Genomic DNA, 20,563 nt, shown 5'->3' on the forward strand with positions numbered 1-20,563 from the left:
GCGTTACGACGTCGAGACCTATTGACGGTTGCGGCGATGCTCTCCAGCCTTGGCTTGGGCAGGGCGAGGCGAACGTGACCACCAACAGTGCGGTGAAGGCGCCCTCGACGGTTGCGCGGCGTCTTCTTTTCATGGCTTTGACCCTTGCTGCGCCCGCCATTCTGCTGATGGGCGCACTGGTCGCGGTGCAGTATGGCGAGAGCCAGCGCCGCTTTTCCACGCAGCTGGTCGGCATGACGCGCGCCCTGTCCCTGGCCACCGACCGGCAGATCGGTCAGGGACAGAGCGTGCTTCAGGGCCTTGCCGTCTCGCCCGCCCTGGCCGAGGGCGATCTCGCGACCTTCGAGAAACAGGCCCGCGAGGCGGTCCAGGGCCGCGAGGGCTGGATCGTGCTGATGACCCGCGACCAGCAGCTGATCAATACCCGGATACCGCCTGGCGCGCCGACGCCGCACGCTCCGGTCACGCCATCGTCCTGGCGCGAGATGACGACCGGCAAGTCCAACGTCAGCAACCTGATCCCGCGTCAGGGCGCGCCCCCCATCATCGGCGTCAACGCGCCCGTCCTGGTGAAGGGCAAGCTGCTCGTGCTGGCCTACATGCAGCACCCGGCCGCCTTCCACGCTCTGATGACCGCCCAGGCCCTCCCGGACAGCTGGACCGCCAGCATCGTCGACCGCAACGCCGCCTTGGTGGCGCGGTCGCGCGACCAGGAAAAGATGCTGGGCAAGCGTGCCAGCCAGGACATGCGGAACGCCATGGCTCACGCCAATGACGGCGTGATCCACAGCCGCACGCTGGACGGGATCAAGACCCTGTCGGCCTTCAGCCGCTCGCCGACGTACGGCTGGACCTTCATCGTCGGCGTGCCGCGCGACGAGCTGAACCGGGCCGTGCTGGACTCGCTGGGTCCCGCCGTCGCGGGCGCGGCCCTGCTGATCGCCCTAGGCGTCGCGGCCGCCATCGGCTTCGCGCGGCCGATCTCTCGCGACGTGCGCGGCCTGGTCGCCGAGTCCGAGGCCCTGGCCGCCGGCGCGCCGCTGGACCCCGCCCCTTCGCACCTGCAGGAGATCGCCGAGGTGCGCGGCTCGCTGCGGGCGGCCGCCGACATCCTGCGGGCGCGCGAGGACGAGGCCCGCCAAGCCGCCGAACGCCAGCAATTGATGATCAACGAGCTGAACCATCGGGTGAAGAACACCCTGGTCGTCGTTCAGTCCCTGGCCCGCCACAGCTTGCGCGCCGAAAACGATCGCGGCGGTGAGAATGGGCTGGAGCAGTTCAACGACCGCCTCCACGCCCTGGCCAGCGCTCACGACCTTCTGACCCGGCGAAGCTGGGAAGCCGCCGATCTGGGCGAGCTGTTGACCGAGGCTCTGGAGCCCTATGGCGAGCAGGTCACGCTGGAGGGGCCGCCCCTGCCCTTGGCGCCCAACGCCGCCGTGGCCTTGGCGATGATCTTCCATGAGCTGGCCACCAACGCCAGCAAGTACGGCGCCCTGTCGATCGAGACCGGCCGCGTCGCCGTGACCTGGAGCCTGGACGGCCGCACCCGCCTGGTCATCGCCTGGCGCGAACGCGGCGGACCCTTGGTCTCCCCGCCCAAGCGCACCGGCTTCGGCTCACGCCTGATCGCCGCCAGCCTGAAGGGCGAGCTGGCCGGATCGTCGCAATTCGACTACGCGCCGGAAGGACTGAGCTGCGTGCTGACGATCCTGACGCCCCCCAGAGGCGCCCAGAAAACGGCGCCCAACGACTGATCGTCGCAGCGCCCTGATGTCGCCTTGGCGCGGACACGAAGCATCTGCAATAGCTGCCTCAGTGTCGGTCGTAGGGGAAATGCGCGATGAGCCTGTCGTTTTTGATCGGAGCCGTTTTGGGCTCTGGCCTGTTCATCGCCCTGGGCCGCGCGCCGGCCGAGAAGCTGATCGCCTATGTGCAGGACCTCACGAAGCGTTAGTCCCTTTGGGAACTAACGGCGCCGTCGGGCTCTTGTTTGAGCAGGGTCGCATAGGGCGACCGCTCATGGAGTCCCTACGATGTCCATTCTCGCCTGGCTTCTTCTGGGCCTGATCGCCGGCTTCATCGCCAGCAAGCTCGTCAACCGCACCGGCAGCGGTGTGCTGATGGATATTGTCCTCGGCATCGTCGGCGCGTTCGTCGGCGGCTGGCTGTTCAACCAGTTCGGTAACAGCGGCGTGTCGGGCTTCAACCTCTACAGCCTGCTGGTGGCCACTATCGGCGCCGTCGTCATCCTGGCGCTTTACCACCTGATCTTCGCCCGACGCGCCCTATAGCGCGCGAGGCTAGCGGCGGCGGGGCTTGCACCCGCCGCTGATCCTTCAGATCTCTTCCTTCAGGAGATCGCCCACCAAGCCGCCGATCCACGGGTTGCGAGCCCGTTTCAGACGTTCGGCGTGATAGATGTGGGCCAGATCCGCATAGGCGCGGTCGAAATCTTCATTGAGAATGACGTAGTCGAAGCGCTCCCAGTCGGCGACCTCGTCCTTGGCGCGCGAGAGGCGGCGATGGATCACCTCCTCGCTGTCCTGGCTGCGCGCGTGCAGGCGGCGGCTCATCTCGGCCAGCGACGGCGGCAGGATGTAGACCAGCACGCTGTCCTCCCTGGCTTGGGCGTGGACCTTCATCGCGCCCTGGAAGTCGATGTCGAACAACGCGCTCTCGCCCCGCTCCAGCGCGGCCATGATCGGCGGCTTGGGACTACCGTAGAAGTTTCCGTAGACCTCGGCCCACTCCAGGAACGCGTCCTGGTCGATCATCTCCTGGAACTTGTCGCGGGTGACGAAGTGGTAGTCGCGGCCGTCGTGCTCGCCCGGACGCGGCTCACGGGTCGTGGCGCTGATCGACAGGTGCAGGTCGTTGTGGTCGGCCACCAGGCGGCGGGTCAGCGAGGTCTTGCCGACGCCCGAGGGGGCGACGACCATCAGCAGCAAGCCGCGATGGGGGTGATGGGGCTTATTCAACGTTCTGGACCTGCTCGCGAAACTGCTCGATCACGGCCTTCAGCTCCAGACCGATCGCGGTCAGGGCGGTCAGGGCCGACTTCGAACAGAGGGTATTGGATTCTCGCATGAATTCCTGGGACAGGAAGTCGAGCCGCCGGCCCGACGCGCCCTCGCCCGAGAGCAAGGCCCGCGCGCCGGCGACGTGGCTGGCCAAGCGGTCCAGCTCTTCGCGCACGTCGGCCTTGACGGCCTGGGCGGCGGCTTCCTGGACGATGCGCTCCTCGCTGGCCGCCTCGCCGACCAGTTCGGCCATGCGGCGGGCGAAGCGCTCCTTCAGCACCGCCGGCTGGCCGGCGGCCTCGCCCTCGGCCTGGACGGTCAGGGCTTCGATGCGGTCGGTCAGGCCCCGCAGCACCGGATCGAGAGCCGCGCCCTCCTCCAGCCGCGCGGCCTTCAGGCGGTCCAGGGCCTGGGCGATCGAGGCCGCCATGGCCGCCTCGACGGCCGCGCGCGTCTCGGCGTCGTCCTCGTCCTCGCGCGCCTCGATCACGCCCTTCAGGGCCAGCAGGCCGTCCAGGGTGGGCTTGGCGACCATGCCGGTGGCGACGTACGGCCCGCCCGCGGTCAGGTAGCGTTCGAGGGTGGCGATATTGACCTGCGTCTCGCCGGAGGTCTCGGCGCGCTTGGCCTGGACATTGACGGTCAGCTGGCCGCGCTGGAAGCGGGCCTGCGCGCCGTCGCGGGCGGCGCGCTCCAGGGCGTCGAAGCCCGGCGGACCGCGAAAACGGGTCTCGAGGTTGCGGCCGTTGACGCTGCGCGCCTCGACCGCCCAGGTCCAGGCGCCGTGCGCGCCGTCGACCCGAGCGAAACCGGTCATCCCCGAGAGCGCCATCGTCTAGGTCCCCGCCGGCTTGGCCGGCACGACCGGAACATCGCCCGCCCGATCGCGCTCGATCTGCCGCCATTTGGCGACATTGGCGTTGTGTTGCTCCAGGGTCGAGGCGAACACGTGGCCGCCCGTACCGTCGGCGACGAAATAGAGGTCGTCGGTCTTGGCCGGGTTCAGCGCCGCTTCCAGCGCCGCGCGGCCCGGATTGGCGATCGGGGTCGGCGGCAGGCCGTCGATCTTGTAGGTGTTGTAGGGCGTCACCCGATCCAGCTCGGACCGACGCAAGCCCCGGCCCAGCGGCCGCCCGCGCGAGATGCCGTAGATCACGGTCGGGTCGGTATCCAGCCGCATGCCGGTGCGAAGGCGGTTGATGAACACCGCCGCGACCTGCGGGCGCTCGCCCTTCTTGCCGGTCTCCTTCTCGACGATCGAGGCCATGGTCACGGCCTCCTCCTTCGTCTGGTAGGGCAGGCCCGGCTGGCGGTTGGCCCACAGCTGGTTCAGCAGCTTGTCACGGTCGTCCATCATGCGCTTCAGCACGGCGGCCCGGTCCTCGCCGCGCTGGACCTCGTAGGTCTCGGGCAGGATGGCGCCTTCGGGCGGAGTGGCGGCGTCGCCCACCAACACGTCCGACTTGTTCAGGATGTCCATGACCATGTCCGAGGTCAGGCCTTCGGGCACGGTGATCCAGTGGCGCACGATGCGGCCGTGGCGGACCTTGTCCAGAATGGCGGCCATCGAGGCGCGGCTGTCGAATTCGTATTCGCCGGCTTTCAAGGTTCGCGCCGCGCCGGTGAGCTTGGCGGCGGTCATGAAGATCGACGAAGAGCGAATGACGCCGCCCTGCTCCAGGCTGGCGGCGATTTCCGGCAGGCTGGCGCCCTTGCGCAGGATCACCGTCGTCTTGTCGCCGCCCTTCGCGGCCGGCCCGGGTCCTTGATAGATCCAGGCGGCGCCGAGCAGGGCGACCATGCCGACCACGACTAGGGTCGTGACGGCTCCGAACAGGGCCCGAAAGATGCGGCGACCAAGCGAGGCCGTCTCACGACGGCTGGTCTTGGCCCGCTGAGGGGCGCGGGCGCGAGGCGGCGTCTTCTTGCTCACGTGACCTTCTTGAACACGACGGTGGCGTTGGTGCCGCCGAAGCCGAAGCTGTTGGACACGGCCACGTCGATCTTCATCGGCACGGCCTTGTTCGGCGCCAGGTTCATGGCGACGTGGACGTCGGGATTGTCCAGATTGATCGTCGGCGGGGCGATCTGGTCGCGGATCGCCAGGATCGAGAAGATCCCTTCGATCGCGCCGGCGGCGCCCAGCAGGTGGCCCGTCATCGACTTGGTCGAGGACATGACGACGTTCTTGGCGTGGTCGCCCAGGAAGCGCTCGACCGCACCGGCTTCCAGGCCGTCGGCCATGGTCGAGGTGCCGTGGGCGTTGACGTAGTCGATGTCCGAGGGCTGCAGGCCCGCGTCCTTGATGGCCGCCGCCAGGGCGCGGCCGCCGCCTTCGCCGTCTTCCGACGGGGCGGTGATGTGGTGGGCGTCGCCCGACAGGCCGTAGCCCACGACCTCGGCGTAGATCTTGGCCCCACGCGCCTTGGCGTGTTCGTACTCTTCCAGGACCAGGGCGCCGGCGCCCTCGCCCATCACGAAGCCGTCACGGTCCTTGTCATAGGGACGCGAGGCCTTCTCGGGGGTTTCGTTCCAGTCGGTGGACACGGCGCGGCAGGCGATGAAGCCAGCGATGCCGACCTTGCAGACGGCCGCCTCGGCGCCGCCAGCCACCATCACGTCGGCGTCGCCGTACTTGATCAGCCGCATGGCGTCGCCGATGGCGTGGGCGCCGGTGGCGCAAGCGGTCACGACCGCGTGGTTCGGGCCCTTGAAGCCGTACTTGATCGAGACTTGACCCGAGATCAGGTTGATCAGGGCCGAGGAGATGAAGAACGGGCTGACCCGGCGCGGGCCCTTGGCCTCCAGCTCGAGCGCGGTGTCGGCGATCGTCGACAGGCCGCCGATGCCCGAGCCTAGAATGACGCCCGTGCGCCACTTGTCCTCGTCGGTCTGCGGAACCCAGCCCGAATCCTTGATGGCCTCGTCGGCCGCGGCGATGCCATACAGGATGAAGTCGTCGACGCGCTTCTGGTCGCGCGGGCTCATGGTCTGGTCGGGGTCGAACGAACCCTCGACGTCCGGACCGCCGCCGCCGCGTCCGTCGACGCGCGGCACTTCGCAGGCCACCTGACAGGCATAGTCGGTCGGATCGAAGGCCGTGATGCGGTTCGCGCCGGACTTGCCGGCCAGGATGTTCTTCCAGGTGACGTCGACGCCCTGGCCCAGAGGGGTCAGCAGGCCGATACCCGTGACAACGACTCTACGCATGGATCACTCCCAAACCTTCGATGCGGGACGGGATCTAGGGAGAACACCCCTCAGCCGCCAGCCGCGAATCCCTGGCCTATAGTATTTTGGGCCGCAAACGAAAACCGCCGCGCGCACGATGGCAAGAGCCCGTGCGACGCGGCGGAAATGGTCAGGTTCGCGTGTGCGAACTCGACGTCTTTTAGGCGGTCTTTTCCGTGATGAACTTCACGGCGTCGCCAACCGTCTGGATGTGCTCGGCGGCGTCGTCCGGGATTTCGATGTCGAACTCTTCTTCGAACGCCATCACCAGCTCGACGTTGTCGAGGCTGTCGGCGCCCAGGTCGTCGATGAAGGAAGCCTTCTCGGTGACCTTCTCGGGATCGGCATCCAGGTGTTCGATGACGATCTTACGCACGCGCTCGAGAATGTCGGACATTCTTTTAGTCCCTCGTTGAGAAAATTTCGGCCCGTGAACAGCGAGGCGAAACCACGCTATTCGCAGGAATTGTCGGGCTCCGCCTATCACGTTCCTTTTCGGCTTGCTAGCGGCAGACCGAAGGAGGACCCGAAGCGCGTTCAACGAAAGTGTTAGCGGTTGCGCCGCTGAACGCGCTTCAGGCTTTTAACGTCAGAGCCCGTTTATCCGTTTCAGGTGGCGGCCATCTGAAACGGACAGGCTCTGGGGGTTTTAGATCATGGCCATGCCGCCGTTGACGTGCAAGGTCTGCCCGGTGACGTAGCCGGCCTGGTCGCTGGCCAGGAAAACGCACGCCGCGGCGATATCGCTCCCTTCGCCCAGCTTGCCGGCGGGAATCGTCGAGAGAATGCCCGCCTTCTGCTGCTCGTTCAGGGCGTCGGTCATCGGGCTCGCGATGAAGCCGGGCGCCACGCAGTTCACGGTCACGCCGCGGCTGGCCAGTTCCTGGGCCAGGGCCTTGGAGAAGCCGATCATGCCGGCCTTGGAGGCCGCGTAGTTGGTCTGGCCTGGATTGCCGGTCACGCCGACCACCGAGGTGATGCCGATAATGCGGCCGGCGCGGCGCTTCATCATGCCCTTGGCGGCGGCGCGCGACAGCCGGAAATAGCTTTCCAGATTGACCTTGATCACAGTCTCCCAGTCCTCGTCCTTCATGCGGACGATCAGGCCGTCGCGGGTGACGCCGGCGTTGGCGATCACGATGTCCAGGGGCGCGCCGGCGGCTTCCTCGGCCTTGGCGACCAGCCCGTCGACCTGCTCGGCGTCCGAGAGATTCGCGACCACGGTCGAGACGCGCTCGCCCAGGTCGGCCTTCAGCTCGGCCAGGGCCGATTCGCGGGTGCCCGAGAGGACGACGTGGGCGCCTTGGCCGTGCAGGGCGCGGGCGATGGCGCCGCCGATGCCGCCGGTGGCGCCGGTGACGAGGGCGGTCTTGCCGGTGAGGTCGAACATGGTTGGGTCTCCCAATCCAAAATTGTCATCCCGGCCGCAGAGCCGGGATCGCCGGAAGCGCCGGCGCGTGTCGCGGTCCCGGTTCTGCGCGCTTCGCGCTTGGCCGGGATGACAGTTTCTAAAGCGAAGCCGCGAAGGCTTCGAGATCGGCGGGCGTGTTCAGCGGGGTCGCCTCGGCGTCCGGAGCGATGCGCTTGGCCATGCCGGAGAGGACCTTGCCGGCCCCGGCCTCGGCGAAACGCGTGACCCCGCCGTCCGTGGCCAGCCAGGTCATGCTCTCGCGCCAGCGGACCCGGCCAGTGACCTGCTCGATCAACAGCTTGCGGATGACGTCCGGGTCGTGGACGGGGGCGGCAGTGACGTTGGCGACCAGGGGCGCGCGGGGCGAGATGATGGTCGTCTTGGCGAGCGCCTCGGCCATCTCGTCGGCGGCCGGCTGCATCAGCGGGCAGTGGAATGGGGCCGAGACATTCAGCGGAATGGCCCGCGCGCCCAATTCCTTGGCCTTCTCGATGGCCTTGTCCACGGCCGCCTTGGCGCCGGAGATCACCACATTGCCGTTGTTGTTGTCGTTGGCCACGACGCAGACGCCGACTTCCGAGCCCGCCGCCGCCGCGGCTTCGGCCAGGGCCAGGTCGGTCTTGGGGCCAATCAGCGAGGCCATCGCGCCCTCGCCCACCGGCACGGCGCGCTGCATGGCCTGGCCGCGCAGCTTCAGCAGGCGCGCGGTGTCGGCCAGGGTGATGGCGCCGGCGGCGGCCAGGGCGGAGTATTCACCCAGGCTGTGGCCGGCCACGAAGGCGGCGCGATCGACGCCGACGCCGAACTCCTTCTCGAGGGTCCGGGTCACGGCCAGGCTGACGGCCATCAGGGCCGGCTGGGCGTTCTCGGTCAGGGTCAGGTCGCCTTCGGGACCTTCCTTCATCAGGGCGAACAGCTTCTGACCCAGGGCGTCGTCGACTTCCTGGAACACCTCGCGGGCGGCGGCGAAGGCCTCGGCCAGATCGACGCCCATACCGACCGACTGGCTGCCCTGGCCGGGGAAAATGAAGGCGATGCTCATGATGGCCCGCTCCGTCTCAAGTCAATTCAAGGGGCGGAGGGTTAGGCCAAAGGGGCCTGGGCGGCAAGTCGGCCCCGTCTGTCAGCCCAACCAGGGCCCTCCCGGCGGTCCCCAGCCCCACACCGGCATCGGCGGTTCGCCCTCGGGTTCGGGAACGCCCTCGGCCGAGTTGATCACGGCCAGGCGCGTGCCCCATTCCAGATAGCCGACGAACGCGGCGCGGAACTCCGGATCGTCGGGCATCCCGACCTCGTCGGCGGTCTCCAGCATCAAGGCCACCCAGGCCCGGCGCTGTTCCTGGGTCAGGTGACGCCCCATGTGCTTGCGGATCATCGAAGCATGGCCGCCGCCGGCCTCGGTATAGGTCTTGGGTCCGCCGAACACCTCGCCGACGAAGGCCGCCACGTGGGCGGCGTGCTGGGGGTCCATGTGGGCGAAGACTGGGGCCAGGATCGGGTCGTTCGGCACCTTGGCGTAGAAGGTCTCGAACAGCGTCTTGAACCGCTCGGGACCGCCGGCCCACGCAGCCAGGGTCGGAGTCTCGGAATCACCCAGGGCCATAGTCTTCTCCCCAACACGTCGCCAAGGCAGGTAACGACGAAGGTAGCGGTTTGGAAGACGGGAGAATGGGGTTATCCAAGACCTGACCGCAAACATCCTCCCGCTGGAGTCTTCGATGTCCCGTCTGCTCGCCGGTATCGCCGCCGCCGCCCTCGCCCTGGCCGCCACCTCCCCCGCCCTGGCCGCGCTGAAGGTCGGCGACAAGGCGCCGGACTTCACCGCCAAGGCCGCCCTGGCCGGCAAGGACTTCGACTTCAAGCTGGCCAAGGCCCTCAAGAAGGGTCCGGTGGTGCTGTACTTCTTCCCGGCCGCCTACACCGCCGGCTGCACGGCCGAGGCCCACGAGTTCGCCGAGGCCACGCCCGAGTTCGAGAAGCTGGGCGCCACGGTGATCGGCGTCACGGCCGGCAATGTCGACCGCATCAAGGACTTCTCCAAGGAGCACTGCCGCGACAAGTTCGCGGTGGCCGCCGCCGACGCCGCCCTGGTCAAGAGCTACGACGTGGTGCTGTCGCAGAAGCCCGAATGGTCGAACCGCACCTCGTACGTGATCGCGCCCGACCACAAGATCCTGATGGCCTATACCGACGGCAACTTCGCCGGCCACGTCACCCAGACCATGGACGCCGTGAAGGCCTACAAGGCCGGCAAGAAGTAAGTAGCGAGCCTTTTCGGGTTTCAACCAGCCGCGCGGCTTGAGGGTCGCGCGCGCCGGGAGATGATCGGCCCATGACCGATCCAGCCTCTCTTGAGATCCCAGCCGTTCTTGAAATTGGGGCGCGCGGGATCGCCATCGGCGCCTTCGCCGCCACCGGCATGGCCCTGGCCGCCAGCCGCCGCCTGACCCCGACCCGCTGGGCCGGCGTCGCGCTGTTCGCCTGCGCCATCGGCCACGCAATCGACAGCGCCAGCGCCGGAACCCATCCGGTCCTTTTGCTCTGGGCGCTGTCGGTGGTCGCGCCCGGCGCCTTGTGGCTGTTCGCCTGGGTCCTGTTCGAGGACGAGCCAAGGATCCCGGCCTGGCGCTTCTCCGTGCCGGCCGTGTGCCTGGCGTTCTGGGCGTTGGGCGTGGCGACGCTGGGCCATCCGATCCGCATCATGATCTGGCAGGTCTTCGGGCTCTTCTCGGCCGCCATCGTGTGCCACATCCTGGTCATCGCCTGGCGAGGCTGGCGTAGCGACCTGATCGACCAGCGCCGCAAGCTGCGCGCGCCACTAGCCGCCGCGGCCGCCGGGTACATGCTGGTTGAATCTCTGTGCAACTTCGGCTTCCGAGGCGAGCCGATCCTGCCCTCGGCGGTCCAGGCCGCGATGCTGGCGGCGCTGGGTCTGGGCGGCGCCCTGGCCCTGCTGCGGGTCGAACCCATGCTGGACCTGGCGCCGACCGTCGCCGGCGAAGCCCCCGCGCCGCCGCCCGGCGCCGTCCTCGACCTCACCCCCGCCGACCGCCTGGTCCTGGCGCGGCTGGACAAGGCCATGAACGAGAACGAGGTCTGGCGCGGCGAGGACCTGTCGATCGGGACCCTGGCCGCCCTGGTCGGCGCCCCCGAGCATCGACTGCGCAAACTGATCAACGGCACGCTGGGGCATCGCAACTTCGCCGACTACGTCAACGGCCGGCGGATCGAGGCCGCCAAGATCGCGCTCTCGGACCCGGAACAGGCGCTGAAGTCCGTCTCGACCATCGCCTACGAGCTGGGCTTCGCCTCGCTAGGCCCGTTCAACCGCGCCTTCCGCGCCGCCACCGGCGTCACCCCGACCGCCTGGCGGCAGCAGGCCACGCCGGCGCATCCGTATCTGCGGCTGGTCGAAACCGGCGAAGGCGCGCCGAAAACCGGCAAGTCGGCCTGATTCCGCGATCGGCGAGACGGTCGGAGGCGCCGTCGCTTTCCTGGCGACACCTTCCATCGCCCAGGATCCCACGATGTTCGACGCCCTCGTCCCCTTCGCCCGCAACTGGCTGGGCGCCATGCAGGTCGACGTGACCCGCTACGTGGTCTTCTCGGTCGGTGTCTGGCTGACCCTGTGGGTCGTGCTGGCCGCGCCGCTAGCGGGTCGCAAGATCCGCGACAGTCGTCCAGCCGCGCGGCAGCTGCTGATCGAATTCTTCGTCTCGATCCGCTCGATCATGATCTTCTCGACCGTGGGCCTCTTGACCTTCGCCCTGTTCCGCGCCGGCTGGCTGCCGGGGCCCTATATCGCCAGGAGCTGGGGCCCACTCTGGTTCTGGACCAGCCTCGTCCTGATGATCGTGGCCCACGACGCCTGGTTCTACTGGACGCACCGGCTGATCCACGACCGGCGGCTGTTTCGGACCTTCCACCGGCGGCATCACCGGTCGAACAACCCCTCGCCGTTCACCGCCTACAGCTTCGACCTGGGCGAGGCCTTCATCAACGGCGTGTTCGTGCCGCTGTGGATGATCCTGGTCCCGACCCAGTGGCCGGTGGCGGGCCTGTTCATGCTGCACCAGATCGTCCGCAACACGATCGGTCACGCGGGCTACGAGCTGTTTCCCGCCCGCAAGGACGGCCGGCCGCTGCTGCCCTGGATCACGACCGTCACCCACCACGACCTGCACCACGCCCAGGCGGGCTGGAACTATGGCCTCTATTTCACCTGGTGGGACAAGCTGATGGGCACCGAGCACCCGGAGTATCTGAAGCGTTTCGCCGAGGTCACGCCCCGCGAGCGTCGCCAGCTGGAGCCTACCAGCTCGCCTTCACCAGTTTGACCATGGCGCGGGCGTCCTGCAGCCGCCACTGCTGGCGGTCGTCGTTGACGCCCCGCAGGCTGACGGTGAACTCGGCCGGGATGTCGAACGGCCGGGTCAGGGAGAGGTCGATCCCCTCCTCCCCGGTCGAGCCGCCGCCCAGGGCGATCGAGCCGATCGGCCGGCCTTCCAGGGTCAGCGACGAGCGGATGTTGGCGCGCGCCACCGGGATCTTGCCGGGCACGGCGATGGCCTGGCTGGCGTCCATGTCCATCGAGACGCGGACATAGTTGGCGCGCGGCAGCAGGCCGAAGCCGAACATCTTCGACATCGACGAGCGCAGCCTGGCCTCGCGGTCGTTCCACGAGGCGCCGACGGCCAGGGCGCGCTGGCCGATGCGGCCGTCGTCGGGTTTCTGCGTCAGGTTGAGGTCGAAGTCGTAGGTCGGGTTCTCGAGCGTGCCCGCCGTCTTGACTGTCAGGGCGACCTTCTCGGTGTCGGTCGAGAGGTCCAGCGGCAGAGCCGCCGAATAGCCGGCGAAGCGGCCGTCCTTGGCCGAGACCGACATGGCGGGCTTCTGGATGATCTCCGCGCAGGCGGGCGCGGCGACGGCCAAGCCCGCCGCGATCACGATCACAAGGCGTGTCCCGATCCGCATGCCTCGCCTGCTAGCATACTGGGCCATGGGGACAAGACCCCCACGGCGCATTTGTAGGACAAGAGCATCGCGATGCTCGTTTCGACGGCAAAACCCAAAGCTTCCTTGCCTTTCGCCCTTGTCTCCTGTAGTAGCGCGCGTTCTCACGGAAGGCGGTCTGGCACGCACCCATCCGGGACCGGGGTTTTCCCCGCTCGGTGTGCCGGATCCATCGTGGTCGACGAACTTCCGTCGTCGTCCGCGCCGCCTTCCACAACGGAAGAAGGAAAATATGGCCCTCTACGAACACGTGGTCATCGCGCGGCAGGATATCTCGCCGCAACAGGCCGAAGCTCTGAACGAGCAGCTGAAGACCCTCCTGGAAGAAAATGGCGGCCACATCGCCAAGATCGAGTACTGGGGCCTTCGCAACCTCACCTACCGGATCAAGAAGAACCGCAAGGGTCACTATTCCCTGCTCGCGATCGACGCCCCGGCGCCGGCCGTGAAGGAAATGGAACGCCAGCTGCTCATCAACGAAGATGTGCTGCGCTTCATGACCATCCGCGTCGAAGAGCTGGATCTGGAACTGTCGCCGGTTCTGGCGCGTCGCGACCGCGGCGATCGCCCGGAACGTCCGCGCGAAGAGTTCGGCGCTCAGGCTCAAGCGTAAGGGAGAAATAGATCATGACCGATACGACCGCTCCCGAAGCCGGCGCTCCGGCCGCCGCCGCTGGCGGCGCTCGCCGCCCGTTCTTCCGTCGCCGCAAGGTGTGCCCGTTCTCGGGCGCCAACGCGCCGAAGATCGACTACAAGGACGTGAAGCTGCTGCAGCGTTACGTTTCCGAGCGTGGCAAGATCGTCCCGTCGCGCATCACCGCGGTGTCGGCCAAGAAGCAACGCGAACTGGCCAAGGCCATCAAGCGCGCCCGCTTCCTGGCTCTGCTCCCCTACGTCGTGAAGTAAGGGAGACGCCACGATGAAAGTCATTCTGCTCGAACGCGTTGAAGGCACTGGCGTCCTCGGCGACGAAGTCACCGTGAAGGACGGCTTCGCCCGCAACTTCCTGCTGCCCCGCGGCAAGGCTCTGCGCGCGACCAAGGCCAACCTGGCCACGTTCGAGGCGCAACGCGCCGAGATCGAAGCCCGCAACGTGAAGAACCGTGAGGCCGCCGGCAAGAACGGCGAAGCCCTCGACGGCACCCAGTACGTCCTGATCCGTCAGGCTGGCGAAAGCGGCCAGCTGTACGGTTCGGTCGCGGGCCGCGACGTCGCCGACGCCATCAAGGCCGAAGGCGGCAAGGTCGACCGCTCGATGATCGTGCTGGACAAGCCGATCAAGACGCTGGGCGTCCACGAAGTGAAGGTGAAGCTGCACGCTGAAGTGACCATCACGGTCACGCTCAACATCGCGCGCAGCGCCGACGAAGCCGAGCGCCAAGCGCGCGGCGAAAACGTGATCAACTCGCAGTTCGAGGAAGATCGCGCGGCCGAAGCCGAAGCCGCCCAAGACATGGCGGAAGGCGGCGCCGGCTCGTTCGAAGGCGACCACTACGAAGCTTAATTCCCTTCCGGGAACAGAGTTTTCGACCAGAGAACGGCGCGGAGCGATCCGCGCCGTTTTTCTTTGTTTCATTTCAGAAATGATCAACTTGTAGGCGCCGGCCAACGCCCCCATGTTGTCCCCCAAGAGGCGAAAACGCCTCGCCTTGGGGGGAAGCCGGTCTGCAGGAGCGGCCCCTCCGTCTTTAGAGGGGAATACCGCATGAGCCTGCGTCATCTTCTGTTGACCGCCGTGTCCGCCGCCGCCTGCGCCGGAACCGCCCACGCCCAGACCGCGCCCGCCGATGACCAGACCGCGGTCGAGCAGGTCATCGTCACCGGCACGCGCACCCCCGGTCGAACCCGGCTGGACACCATCGCTCCCGTCGACGTCATCAGCAATCAGGCCCTGGCCCGGCAAGGCAGCGGAGCCGAGCTGGCCCAGGCGCTGTCGAACCTGACCCCGGCCATCGACTTCCCGCGCCCAGCCATCACCGACGGCACCGACCACGTCCGCCCGGCCACCCTGCGCGGCCTGGCGCCCGACCAGACCCTGGTGCTGATCAACGGCATGCGCGGCCACGTCGGCGCCCTGGTCAACATCAACGGCTCCATCGGCCGCGGATCGACCGCCTTCGACCTGAACTCGATCCCGACCGTGGCGGTCGAGCGCGTGGAAGTCCTGCGCGACGGCGCCTCGGCCCAGTACGGCGCCGACGCCATCGCCGGCGTCATCAACCTGCGCCTGCGCGAAGCGCGCAGCGGCGGCGGCGTGACGGTCAACTGGGGGAACTACGACACCAAGGTCGAGACCGCCCGCGGCTCGCGCAAGGCCCACGACGGCATGACCATGTCGGTCTCGGGCTGGCAGGGCCTGCCGATCGGCGCCGACGGCTTCCTGACCGTGGCCGCCGAATATCTGAACCGTCACCCGACGAACCGCTCGGACTATGTGGACCTGGTGGCCGCGCCCAACTACGGCAAGGAAGTCGTGCTGGGCCGCTACGGCGATCCGAAACTGGAGAGCAAGGCGCTCTATCTGAACGCCGGCCTGCCCGTGGGCGAGAACTGGTCGCTGTATGGCTACGGCGGCTACCAGCGCCGCGACTCCGAGGCCGCCGCGACGGCCCGGACCTACAACAACAGCAACAACGTCCCGGCGGTCTATCCCGGCGGCTTCCTGCCGATCATCGCCACCAAGATCGACGACTACAACATCGCCGGCGGTATCAAGGGCGAGCTGGGCGGCTTCAAAACCGACCTGGGCGTGACCTACGGCAAGAACAAGCTCGACTACACGATCAAGAACACGATCAACTCGACCTACGGCGCGGCCTCGCAAAAGACCTTCAAGGCCGGCGGGCTCGACTATGACCAGCTGCTGGTCAATCTGAACATGTCCAAGCCGTTCGACTTCGGCCTGGTCGCGCCGACCAACGTCGCCTTCGGCCTCGAATATCGCCAGGAGACCTTCCAGGTCCGTCAAGGCGAACCGGCCTCCTACACCAAGGGTCCGCTGCCCGGCGCGCCCGTGTCGCAAGGCTTCGGCGGCTTCCGTCCGACCAACGAGGTCGACGTCGACCGCCACAACATTTCGGCCTATCTCGACCTTGAAGGCAAGCTGACCGAGAAGCTGTCGTTCGATGTCGCCGGTCGCTACGAGGACTATTCGGACTTCGGCTCGAAGGTCACGGGCAAGCTGTCGGCGCGCTACGACATCGACGACGCCCTGGCCATCCGCGCCGCCATCTCCAGCGGCGTGAAGTCGCCCGCCCTGCAGCAGCAGTACTTCAGCTACACCGCCACCAACAACGTCGCCACCCCGACCGGTTCGATCCTCGTCGAGTCCGGCACCTTCACCGTCAACAGCCCCATCGCCGTGGCCCTGGGCGCCAAGCCGCTGAAGCCCGAGGAGTCGATGAACTACTCGGCCGGCATCGTCTTCCGGACCGGTCCGTTCGAACTGACGGTCGACGCCTACCAGATCGACATCGACGACCGCATCGTGCTGTCCGAGAACCTGCCCAACCCGTCGACCCCGGCGGCGACGGCGGCGGTGATCAACGCCTTGCTCGCCCCCTACGGCGTCAGCGCGGCCCGCTTCTTCCTGAACGGCGTCGAGACCCAGACCCGCGGCGTCGACATCGTCGGCCGCTATCGCCTCGACACGGTCGACACCGGCCGCTTCGACTTCACCGTGGCCGCCAACTTCAACGGCACCGAGGTGAAGAAGACGCCCGGCCTGCCGACCATCACCTCGGTCAGCCAGCCGCCGTTCCTGTTCGACCGCGGCAACGTCAAGACCTACGAGGAAGGCACGCCCAACCAGAAATTCGTGCTGAACACCGACTGGTCTCTGGGCGACTGGGGCGCGACCCTGAAGGGCACCTTCTACGACAGCGTCCTGGTGCCCAACAACAACCCGATCCTGGACTACAACACCGGCCATACCTGGATCGTCGACCTGGAAGGCCGCCGCAAGCTCGGCCCGGCGGGCTTGGCCCTAGGCGTCAACAACCTGTTCGACCAGTATCCCAACAAGACCCCGGCCCTGATCAACTCGCCCAGCGGGTCGATCGGCTTCCCCAGCTACTCGCCGTTCGGCTTCAACGGGCGCTTCCTGTACGCCCGCGTCAGCGTCAACTGGTAAGCCTCTAGGGCCCTGAAAAGCCCGCAAACGTTTGGGCGCGGAGAGCGATCTCCGCGCCCTTTCCTTTGCCCCTCACGTCAGAAACGGACGTCCGCGCAGGACGGTGCGCTTGCACTTTCGAGGGCTCAGAACATACACAGAATATCCCCGTTCATCTGAGTCGCCGGGCCACGTCGCCCGCGCGTCGAAAGCCCTGTCGCGTTAACTTCCAGTGATGTCCCTCGTCCCCGCGCTCGATTTGCGCCCTCCCCACGAAGAGCTCACGATCAATGTGGCGCCGCACAACATGGAAGCCGAGCAGGCGCTGCTCGGAGTCCTGCTTTACGACAACGCGGCCTACGAACGCCTGACCGACAGTCTGCAGGCGCGCTGCTTCTACGAGCCGTTCCACCAGCGGCTGTTCCAGTCGATCGAGACTCACGTCCGCAAGGGCCAGCTGGCCGAACCGATCCTGCTGGCCGACGAGTTCAAGAAGGACCCCGCGTTCGAGGAACTGGGCGGCCTGCGCTACCTGGCCGACCTCGTCGACCGCGCCCCGCCGGCGGCCAATGCCGGCGACTACGCCCGGGTGATCTTCGACCTCTCGCTGCGCCGCGAACTGATCCGCATCGGCGGCGACATCGCTACGGCCGCGCAGGGCGCGGTCGAGGAGAAGCGCTCCGCCCGCGACCAGATCGAGGCGGCCGAACAGAGCCTCTACAGCCTGGCCGAAAGCGGCGCGGCCTCTTCGGGCTTCGTGTCGTTCGGCGACGCACTGCGCGGCGCGGTCGAGATGACCGCCGAAGCCTACAGCCGCGACGGCGGCATGTCGGGCGTCTCGACCGACCTGGTCGACCTCGACCAGAAGATCGGCGGCCTGCACCCGTCCGACTTGATCGTGCTGGCCGGCCGCCCGTCGATGGGCAAGACCGCCCTGGCGACCAACATCGCCTTCAACATCGCCAAGAAGTACGCCTACGAGATTCAGCCGGACGGCACCAAGAAGACCGTCCAGGGCGGCGTGGTGGCCTTCTATTCGCTGGAAATGAGCGCCGAGCAGCTGGCCCTGCGTATGCTGGCCGACGCCTCGGGCGTGTCGGGCGACCGCCTCCGCAAGGGCGAGATCGACGCCAGCGAGTTCGGCCGGGTCCGCGACGCGGCCATGGAGCTGCAGGAAGCGCCGCTCTATATCGACGCCACCGGCGGCATCTCGATCGCAAAGCTCACGGCCCGCGCCCGTCGCCTGAAGCGTCAGGTCGGCCTCGATCTGGTGGTCGTCGACTATTTGCAGCTGGTCACCGGCTCCGACCTCGGGTCGAACGCCAACCGCGTGCAGGAAGTCAGCCAGATCACCATGGGCCTCAAGGCCCTGGCCAAGGAGTTGGGCTGTCCGGTCATCGCGCTTTCGCAGCTGTCGCGTCAGGTCGAACAGCGCGAGGACAAGCGTCCCCAGCTCTCCGACCTTCGCGAATCCGGTTCGATCGAACAGGACGCCGACATGGTCTGGTTCGTCTATCGCGAAGCCTACTACGTCGGGCGCGCCGAGCCGCGCGAGGGCACGCCCGAACACCTGACTTGGCAGGAAGAGATGGATCGCCTGCAGGGCTTGGCCGAGGTGATCATCGCCAAGCAGCGTCACGGTCCCATCGGCACCGTGCGCCTGTCGTTCAACAGCGACACCACCCGCTTCGGCAATCTGGCGCGCGACCACTACTTCGCCCAGGCGCGGAATATTCCGTCGGACGAATAGGTCTTCAAAACTGTCATCCCGGCCAAGCGCGTCAGCGCGCCGAGCCGGGACCGCCGGAAGCGCTGGCGCTTGCCGTGGTCCCGGCTCTTCGCTTCGCTGCGGCCGGGATGACAAGTTTGGGCGTTTAAGCCAGGGTCGGCCTCCCGCCGCCCGAGCCGACGAGTCGCATGGACTTCAGCCCCCTGCCCACCTCCAGCCTGGTCGGCGCCTTCCTGCTGGCGTTCCCGGCGCTGTTCTCGATCGTCAATCCGGTCGGGGCTTCGCTGATCTTCCACCAGGCCATGGGCGGTCGCGCGCGGGCCGAGCGGCTGAAGCTGGCCCGGGCGATCGGCTTCTACGCCTTCCTGGTGCTGTTGGGGTCGCTGCTGCTGGGCGGCTATATCCTGAACTTCTTCGGCGTCAGCCTGGGGGCCCTGCGGGTCGCGGGCGGTCTAGTCGTGGCGATCCGCGCCTGGGGCCTCCTGATGGACCCGCAGGAGAACGAAGATCGAAAGACCAGCCAGACCGAGCCGGCCCAGACCCACGAGGACGTGGCCTTCTTCCCGCTGACCATGCCGTTCACCACCGGCCCCGGCTCGATCTCGGTGGCCATCGCGCTCTCCTCGCAGCGCCCGTCCGAAGGCAGCGCCGTGGCGCCGTTCTTCATCGGCGCGAGCCTGGCCGCGGCCCTGGTGGCGGTCATGGTCTGGCTGCTCTACAGCGCCTCGGGCCAGGTCATGCGGCTGCTGGGCCCGTCCGGCGCGCGGGTGCTCTCGCGGCTGGTCGCCTTCCTGCTGCTGTGCATCGGCGTCCAGATCATCGCCTCGGGAGCGGAGAACCTGGTCGGGCGTTTTCTGGCGACCCATCACGGTTAAGGCGTTGAACCGCAAGGCCGCCTCCGCTAGGCCCAGGCCGTGACCGACCTCCACGACGCCCGCATCACCATCGACCTCGACGCCCTGGCCGCCAACCACGCGGCCTTGCGCGCGCGGGCCGGCGGCGCCGAGCTGGCGCCGGCGCTCAAGGCCGACGGCTATGGCCTGGGCGCGGCCGAGGTCGCCGACCGGTTATGGGCGGAAGGCGCGCGGTCCTTCTATGTCGCCCGCCTCGCCGAGGGGGTCGCCCTGCGCCGAGCGCTAGGCGATCGTGAGGCGACGATCTACGTCCTGGACGGCGCCACGCCGGGCTCGGGCGACACCCTGCAAGGCGCCGACCTGGTTCCGGTGCTCAACAGCCTGCCACAGATCGAAGCCTGGAACGCCCAGGCGCGTTCGGGCCGGCTGAAGGCCGCGCTGCACGTCGACACCGGCATGAACCGCCTGGGCCTGCGTCCCGAGGAGGTCAAGGTGCTGGTCGGGGCGACCGACCGTCTCAAGCGCCTGGACCTGGACCTCGTGATCAGCCACCTGGCCTGCGCGGACGAGCCTGCCCACCCGCTGAACACTCGCCAGTTGGCGCTGTTCGAGGAGGTCGCCGCCCTCCTCCCCCACGCCCGCCGCAGCCTGGCCAATTCGGCCGGCCTGTTCCTGGGCGAAGCCTATCGGTTCGATCAGGCCCGTCCCGGGATCGGGCTCTATGGCGGCGGGCCGGAAGGCTATCCGCATCCGGAGATCCGCGCGGTGGCCACGGTCGAGGCGCCGATCCTGCAAGTTCGCGTAACGCCGCGCGGCGAGAGCATCGGCTACGGCGCCCGCTTCGTCGCGACAGACACGATGCGGGTCGCGATCCTGGCGGCTGGCTATGCCGACGGCGTGCCGCGCGCCAGCTGGCCCAACGGACAAGTCTGGTTCGACGGCGCGCCGCGCCCGCTGCTGGGTCGCGTCTCGATGGACCTGATGGCCGTCGACGTCACCGACTGCGACGCCGCGCGCCCGGGGGCGATGGTCGAGTTGTTCGGACCTAATATGCTTCTCGACAACGCCGCTCGCGCGGCCGGAACCAACGCCTATGAACTGCTCACGCGATTGACGCTCCGGGCGACGCGCCGCTATGTGGGGTTACGGGGCGGACAGGCTTGAACCTTGGATAGAACCCGCCCAAGCGAC

Annotated in this window: 21 protein-coding genes; 12 read left to right on the forward strand and 9 right to left on the reverse strand. The window is 67.7% G+C overall.

Going from position 1 to position 20,563, the window contains the following annotated elements; all coding sequences use genetic code 11:
- Positions 1 to 74 precede the first annotated feature (74 nt).
- Together ABIC66_RS11475 and ABIC66_RS11480 are read left to right on the forward strand one after the other, a co-directional pair.
- Positions 75 to 1,757, forward strand: a complete 1,683-nt coding sequence (locus tag ABIC66_RS11475; RefSeq protein WP_354070400.1) for a sensor histidine kinase — start codon at positions 75 to 77, stop codon at positions 1,755 to 1,757.
- 279 nt (positions 1,758 to 2,036) lie between these two features.
- The gene (locus ABIC66_RS11480; protein ID WP_354070402.1) at positions 2,037 to 2,294 is read left to right on the forward strand and encodes a GlsB/YeaQ/YmgE family stress response membrane protein; all 258 of its coding nucleotides are present in this window, start codon (positions 2,037 to 2,039) and stop codon (positions 2,292 to 2,294) included.
- Positions 2,295 to 2,339: 45 nt separating this feature from the next.
- On the opposite strand, the gene gmk is transcribed toward ABIC66_RS11480, so the two are convergent.
- From gmk to ABIC66_RS11520, 8 genes are all read right to left on the reverse strand, one after another.
- Positions 2,340 to 2,981, reverse strand: a complete 642-nt coding sequence (gmk, locus tag ABIC66_RS11485) for a guanylate kinase (protein WP_354070404.1) — start codon at positions 2,979 to 2,981, stop codon at positions 2,340 to 2,342.
- Positions 2,974 to 3,855 carry a YicC/YloC family endoribonuclease gene (locus ABIC66_RS11490; protein ID WP_354070406.1) on the reverse strand — a complete coding sequence of 294 codons (882 nt, stop codon included), beginning with the start codon at positions 3,853 to 3,855 and terminating at the stop codon, positions 2,974 to 2,976. Before ABIC66_RS11490 ends, gmk begins: the two co-directional genes overlap by 8 nt.
- A 3-nt stretch (positions 3,856 to 3,858) precedes the next feature.
- Positions 3,859 to 4,956, reverse strand: coding sequence for an endolytic transglycosylase MltG (mltG, locus tag ABIC66_RS11495; RefSeq protein ID WP_354070408.1), 1,098 nt, complete (start codon positions 4,954 to 4,956; stop codon positions 3,859 to 3,861).
- The gene (fabF, locus tag ABIC66_RS11500) at positions 4,953 to 6,233 is read right to left on the reverse strand and encodes a beta-ketoacyl-ACP synthase II (protein WP_354070410.1); all 1,281 of its coding nucleotides are present in this window, start codon (positions 6,231 to 6,233) and stop codon (positions 4,953 to 4,955) included. Before fabF ends, mltG begins: the two co-directional genes overlap by 4 nt.
- Positions 6,234 to 6,414: 181 nt before the next feature.
- Positions 6,415 to 6,651, reverse strand: a complete 237-nt coding sequence (locus ABIC66_RS11505; RefSeq protein ID WP_004615098.1) for an acyl carrier protein — start codon at positions 6,649 to 6,651, stop codon at positions 6,415 to 6,417.
- Between the two features lie 252 nt (positions 6,652 to 6,903).
- Entirely contained in the window at positions 6,904 to 7,644 is a 741-nt protein-coding gene (fabG, locus tag ABIC66_RS11510) for a 3-oxoacyl-[acyl-carrier-protein] reductase (protein WP_354070413.1), read from the reverse strand.
- 118 nt (positions 7,645 to 7,762) lie between these two features.
- Entirely contained in the window at positions 7,763 to 8,707 is a 945-nt protein-coding gene (fabD, locus tag ABIC66_RS11515) for an ACP S-malonyltransferase (RefSeq protein ID WP_354070415.1), read from the reverse strand.
- An 81-nt stretch (positions 8,708 to 8,788) separates the two neighbouring features.
- Positions 8,789 to 9,268 (reverse strand): group II truncated hemoglobin, encoded by a 480-nt coding sequence (locus ABIC66_RS11520; RefSeq protein ID WP_354070416.1) that lies wholly within the window; start codon positions 9,266 to 9,268, stop codon positions 8,789 to 8,791.
- Positions 9,269 to 9,383: 115 nt separating this feature from the next.
- Between ABIC66_RS11520 and ABIC66_RS11525 the strand changes: the two genes are divergently transcribed.
- The 3 genes from ABIC66_RS11525 to ABIC66_RS11535 all read left to right on the forward strand — a co-directional run bounded on the left by ABIC66_RS11525 (position 9,384) and on the right by ABIC66_RS11535 (position 12,002).
- A complete protein-coding gene (locus ABIC66_RS11525) occupies positions 9,384 to 9,926 on the forward strand; it encodes a peroxiredoxin (RefSeq protein ID WP_354070418.1) in 543 nt (180 codons plus the stop codon).
- A gap of 71 nt (positions 9,927 to 9,997) precedes the next feature.
- Positions 9,998 to 11,119 (forward strand): helix-turn-helix domain-containing protein, encoded by a 1,122-nt coding sequence (locus ABIC66_RS11530; RefSeq protein ID WP_354070420.1) that lies wholly within the window; start codon positions 9,998 to 10,000, stop codon positions 11,117 to 11,119.
- Between the two features lie 73 nt (positions 11,120 to 11,192).
- Entirely contained in the window at positions 11,193 to 12,002 is an 810-nt protein-coding gene (locus ABIC66_RS11535) for a sterol desaturase family protein (protein WP_354070421.1), read from the forward strand.
- Here ABIC66_RS11535 and ABIC66_RS11540 read toward each other — a convergent pair.
- Positions 11,977 to 12,639 (reverse strand): hypothetical protein, encoded by a 663-nt coding sequence (locus tag ABIC66_RS11540; protein ID WP_354070422.1) that lies wholly within the window; start codon positions 12,637 to 12,639, stop codon positions 11,977 to 11,979. The genes ABIC66_RS11535 and ABIC66_RS11540 overlap by 26 nt on opposite strands.
- Positions 12,640 to 12,910: 271 nt before the next feature.
- Here ABIC66_RS11540 and rpsF point away from each other — a divergent pair, with 271 nt between their 5' ends.
- The 7 genes from rpsF to alr all read left to right on the forward strand — a co-directional run bounded on the left by rpsF (position 12,911) and on the right by alr (position 20,536).
- Entirely contained in the window at positions 12,911 to 13,291 is a 381-nt protein-coding gene (rpsF, locus tag ABIC66_RS11545; protein ID WP_354070423.1) for a 30S ribosomal protein S6, read from the forward strand.
- 14 nt (positions 13,292 to 13,305) lie between these two features.
- Positions 13,306 to 13,584 carry a 30S ribosomal protein S18 gene (gene rpsR, locus ABIC66_RS11550; protein ID WP_004615089.1) on the forward strand — a complete coding sequence of 93 codons (279 nt, stop codon included), beginning with the start codon at positions 13,306 to 13,308 and terminating at the stop codon, positions 13,582 to 13,584.
- A gap of 13 nt (positions 13,585 to 13,597) precedes the next feature.
- Complete coding sequence (gene rplI, locus ABIC66_RS11555; RefSeq protein WP_354070424.1) at positions 13,598 to 14,182, forward strand: 50S ribosomal protein L9; 585 nt, start codon at positions 13,598 to 13,600, stop codon at positions 14,180 to 14,182.
- Positions 14,183 to 14,383: 201 nt separating this feature from the next.
- The gene (locus ABIC66_RS11560; protein WP_354070425.1) at positions 14,384 to 16,810 is read left to right on the forward strand and encodes a TonB-dependent receptor plug domain-containing protein; all 2,427 of its coding nucleotides are present in this window, start codon (positions 14,384 to 14,386) and stop codon (positions 16,808 to 16,810) included.
- A 214-nt stretch (positions 16,811 to 17,024) separates the two neighbouring features.
- Positions 17,025 to 18,539: a replicative DNA helicase gene (locus ABIC66_RS11565; RefSeq protein WP_354070426.1), complete on the forward strand. Its 1,515-nt coding sequence runs from the start codon at positions 17,025 to 17,027 to the stop codon at positions 18,537 to 18,539.
- A gap of 167 nt (positions 18,540 to 18,706) precedes the next feature.
- The gene (locus tag ABIC66_RS11570; RefSeq protein WP_354070427.1) at positions 18,707 to 19,393 is read left to right on the forward strand and encodes a MarC family protein; all 687 of its coding nucleotides are present in this window, start codon (positions 18,707 to 18,709) and stop codon (positions 19,391 to 19,393) included.
- Between the two features lie 39 nt (positions 19,394 to 19,432).
- On the forward strand, positions 19,433 to 20,536 hold the full coding sequence (gene alr / locus ABIC66_RS11575; RefSeq protein ID WP_354070428.1) for an alanine racemase: 1,104 nt from the start codon (positions 19,433 to 19,435) through the stop codon (positions 20,534 to 20,536).
- The last annotated feature ends 27 nt before the right edge of the window (positions 20,537 to 20,563 follow it).

It is taken from the genome of Caulobacter sp. 1776, assembly GCF_040545685.1.
Lineage (GTDB): Bacteria > Pseudomonadota > Alphaproteobacteria > Caulobacterales > Caulobacteraceae > Caulobacter.

What these genes read in the sequence shown, in the direction of transcription:
- ABIC66_RS11530 (WP_354070420.1), top strand. Translation starts at nt 9,998, where the DNA reads ATGACCGATCCAGCCTCTCTTGAGATCCCAGCCGTTCTTGAAATTGGG.
- rpsF (WP_354070423.1), top strand. Translation starts at nt 12,911, where the DNA reads ATGGCCCTCTACGAACACGTGGTCATCGCGCGGCAGGATATCTCGCCG.
- ABIC66_RS11565 (WP_354070426.1), top strand. Translation starts at nt 17,025, where the DNA reads ATGTCCCTCGTCCCCGCGCTCGATTTGCGCCCTCCCCACGAAGAGCTC.
- rpsR (WP_004615089.1), top strand. Translation starts at nt 13,306, where the DNA reads ATGACCGATACGACCGCTCCCGAAGCCGGCGCTCCGGCCGCCGCCGCT.
- fabF (WP_354070410.1), bottom strand. Translation starts at nt 6,233, where the DNA reads ATGCGTAGAGTCGTTGTCACGGGTATCGGCCTGCTGACCCCTCTGGGC.
- ABIC66_RS11505 (WP_004615098.1), bottom strand. Translation starts at nt 6,651, where the DNA reads ATGTCCGACATTCTCGAGCGCGTGCGTAAGATCGTCATCGAACACCTG.
- fabG (WP_354070413.1), bottom strand. Translation starts at nt 7,644, where the DNA reads ATGTTCGACCTCACCGGCAAGACCGCCCTCGTCACCGGCGCCACCGGC.
- ABIC66_RS11490 (WP_354070406.1), bottom strand. Translation starts at nt 3,855, where the DNA reads ATGGCGCTCTCGGGGATGACCGGTTTCGCTCGGGTCGACGGCGCGCAC.
- ABIC66_RS11560 (WP_354070425.1), top strand. Translation starts at nt 14,384, where the DNA reads ATGAGCCTGCGTCATCTTCTGTTGACCGCCGTGTCCGCCGCCGCCTGC.
- fabD (WP_354070415.1), bottom strand. Translation starts at nt 8,707, where the DNA reads ATGAGCATCGCCTTCATTTTCCCCGGCCAGGGCAGCCAGTCGGTCGGT.
- rplI (WP_354070424.1), top strand. Translation starts at nt 13,598, where the DNA reads ATGAAAGTCATTCTGCTCGAACGCGTTGAAGGCACTGGCGTCCTCGGC.
- ABIC66_RS11525 (WP_354070418.1), top strand. Translation starts at nt 9,384, where the DNA reads ATGTCCCGTCTGCTCGCCGGTATCGCCGCCGCCGCCCTCGCCCTGGCC.
- ABIC66_RS11520 (WP_354070416.1), bottom strand. Translation starts at nt 9,268, where the DNA reads ATGGCCCTGGGTGATTCCGAGACTCCGACCCTGGCTGCGTGGGCCGGC.
- ABIC66_RS11540 (WP_354070422.1), bottom strand. Translation starts at nt 12,639, where the DNA reads ATGCGGATCGGGACACGCCTTGTGATCGTGATCGCGGCGGGCTTGGCC.
- ABIC66_RS11570 (WP_354070427.1), top strand. Translation starts at nt 18,707, where the DNA reads ATGGACTTCAGCCCCCTGCCCACCTCCAGCCTGGTCGGCGCCTTCCTG.
- ABIC66_RS11535 (WP_354070421.1), top strand. Translation starts at nt 11,193, where the DNA reads ATGTTCGACGCCCTCGTCCCCTTCGCCCGCAACTGGCTGGGCGCCATG.
- ABIC66_RS11480 (WP_354070402.1), top strand. Translation starts at nt 2,037, where the DNA reads ATGTCCATTCTCGCCTGGCTTCTTCTGGGCCTGATCGCCGGCTTCATC.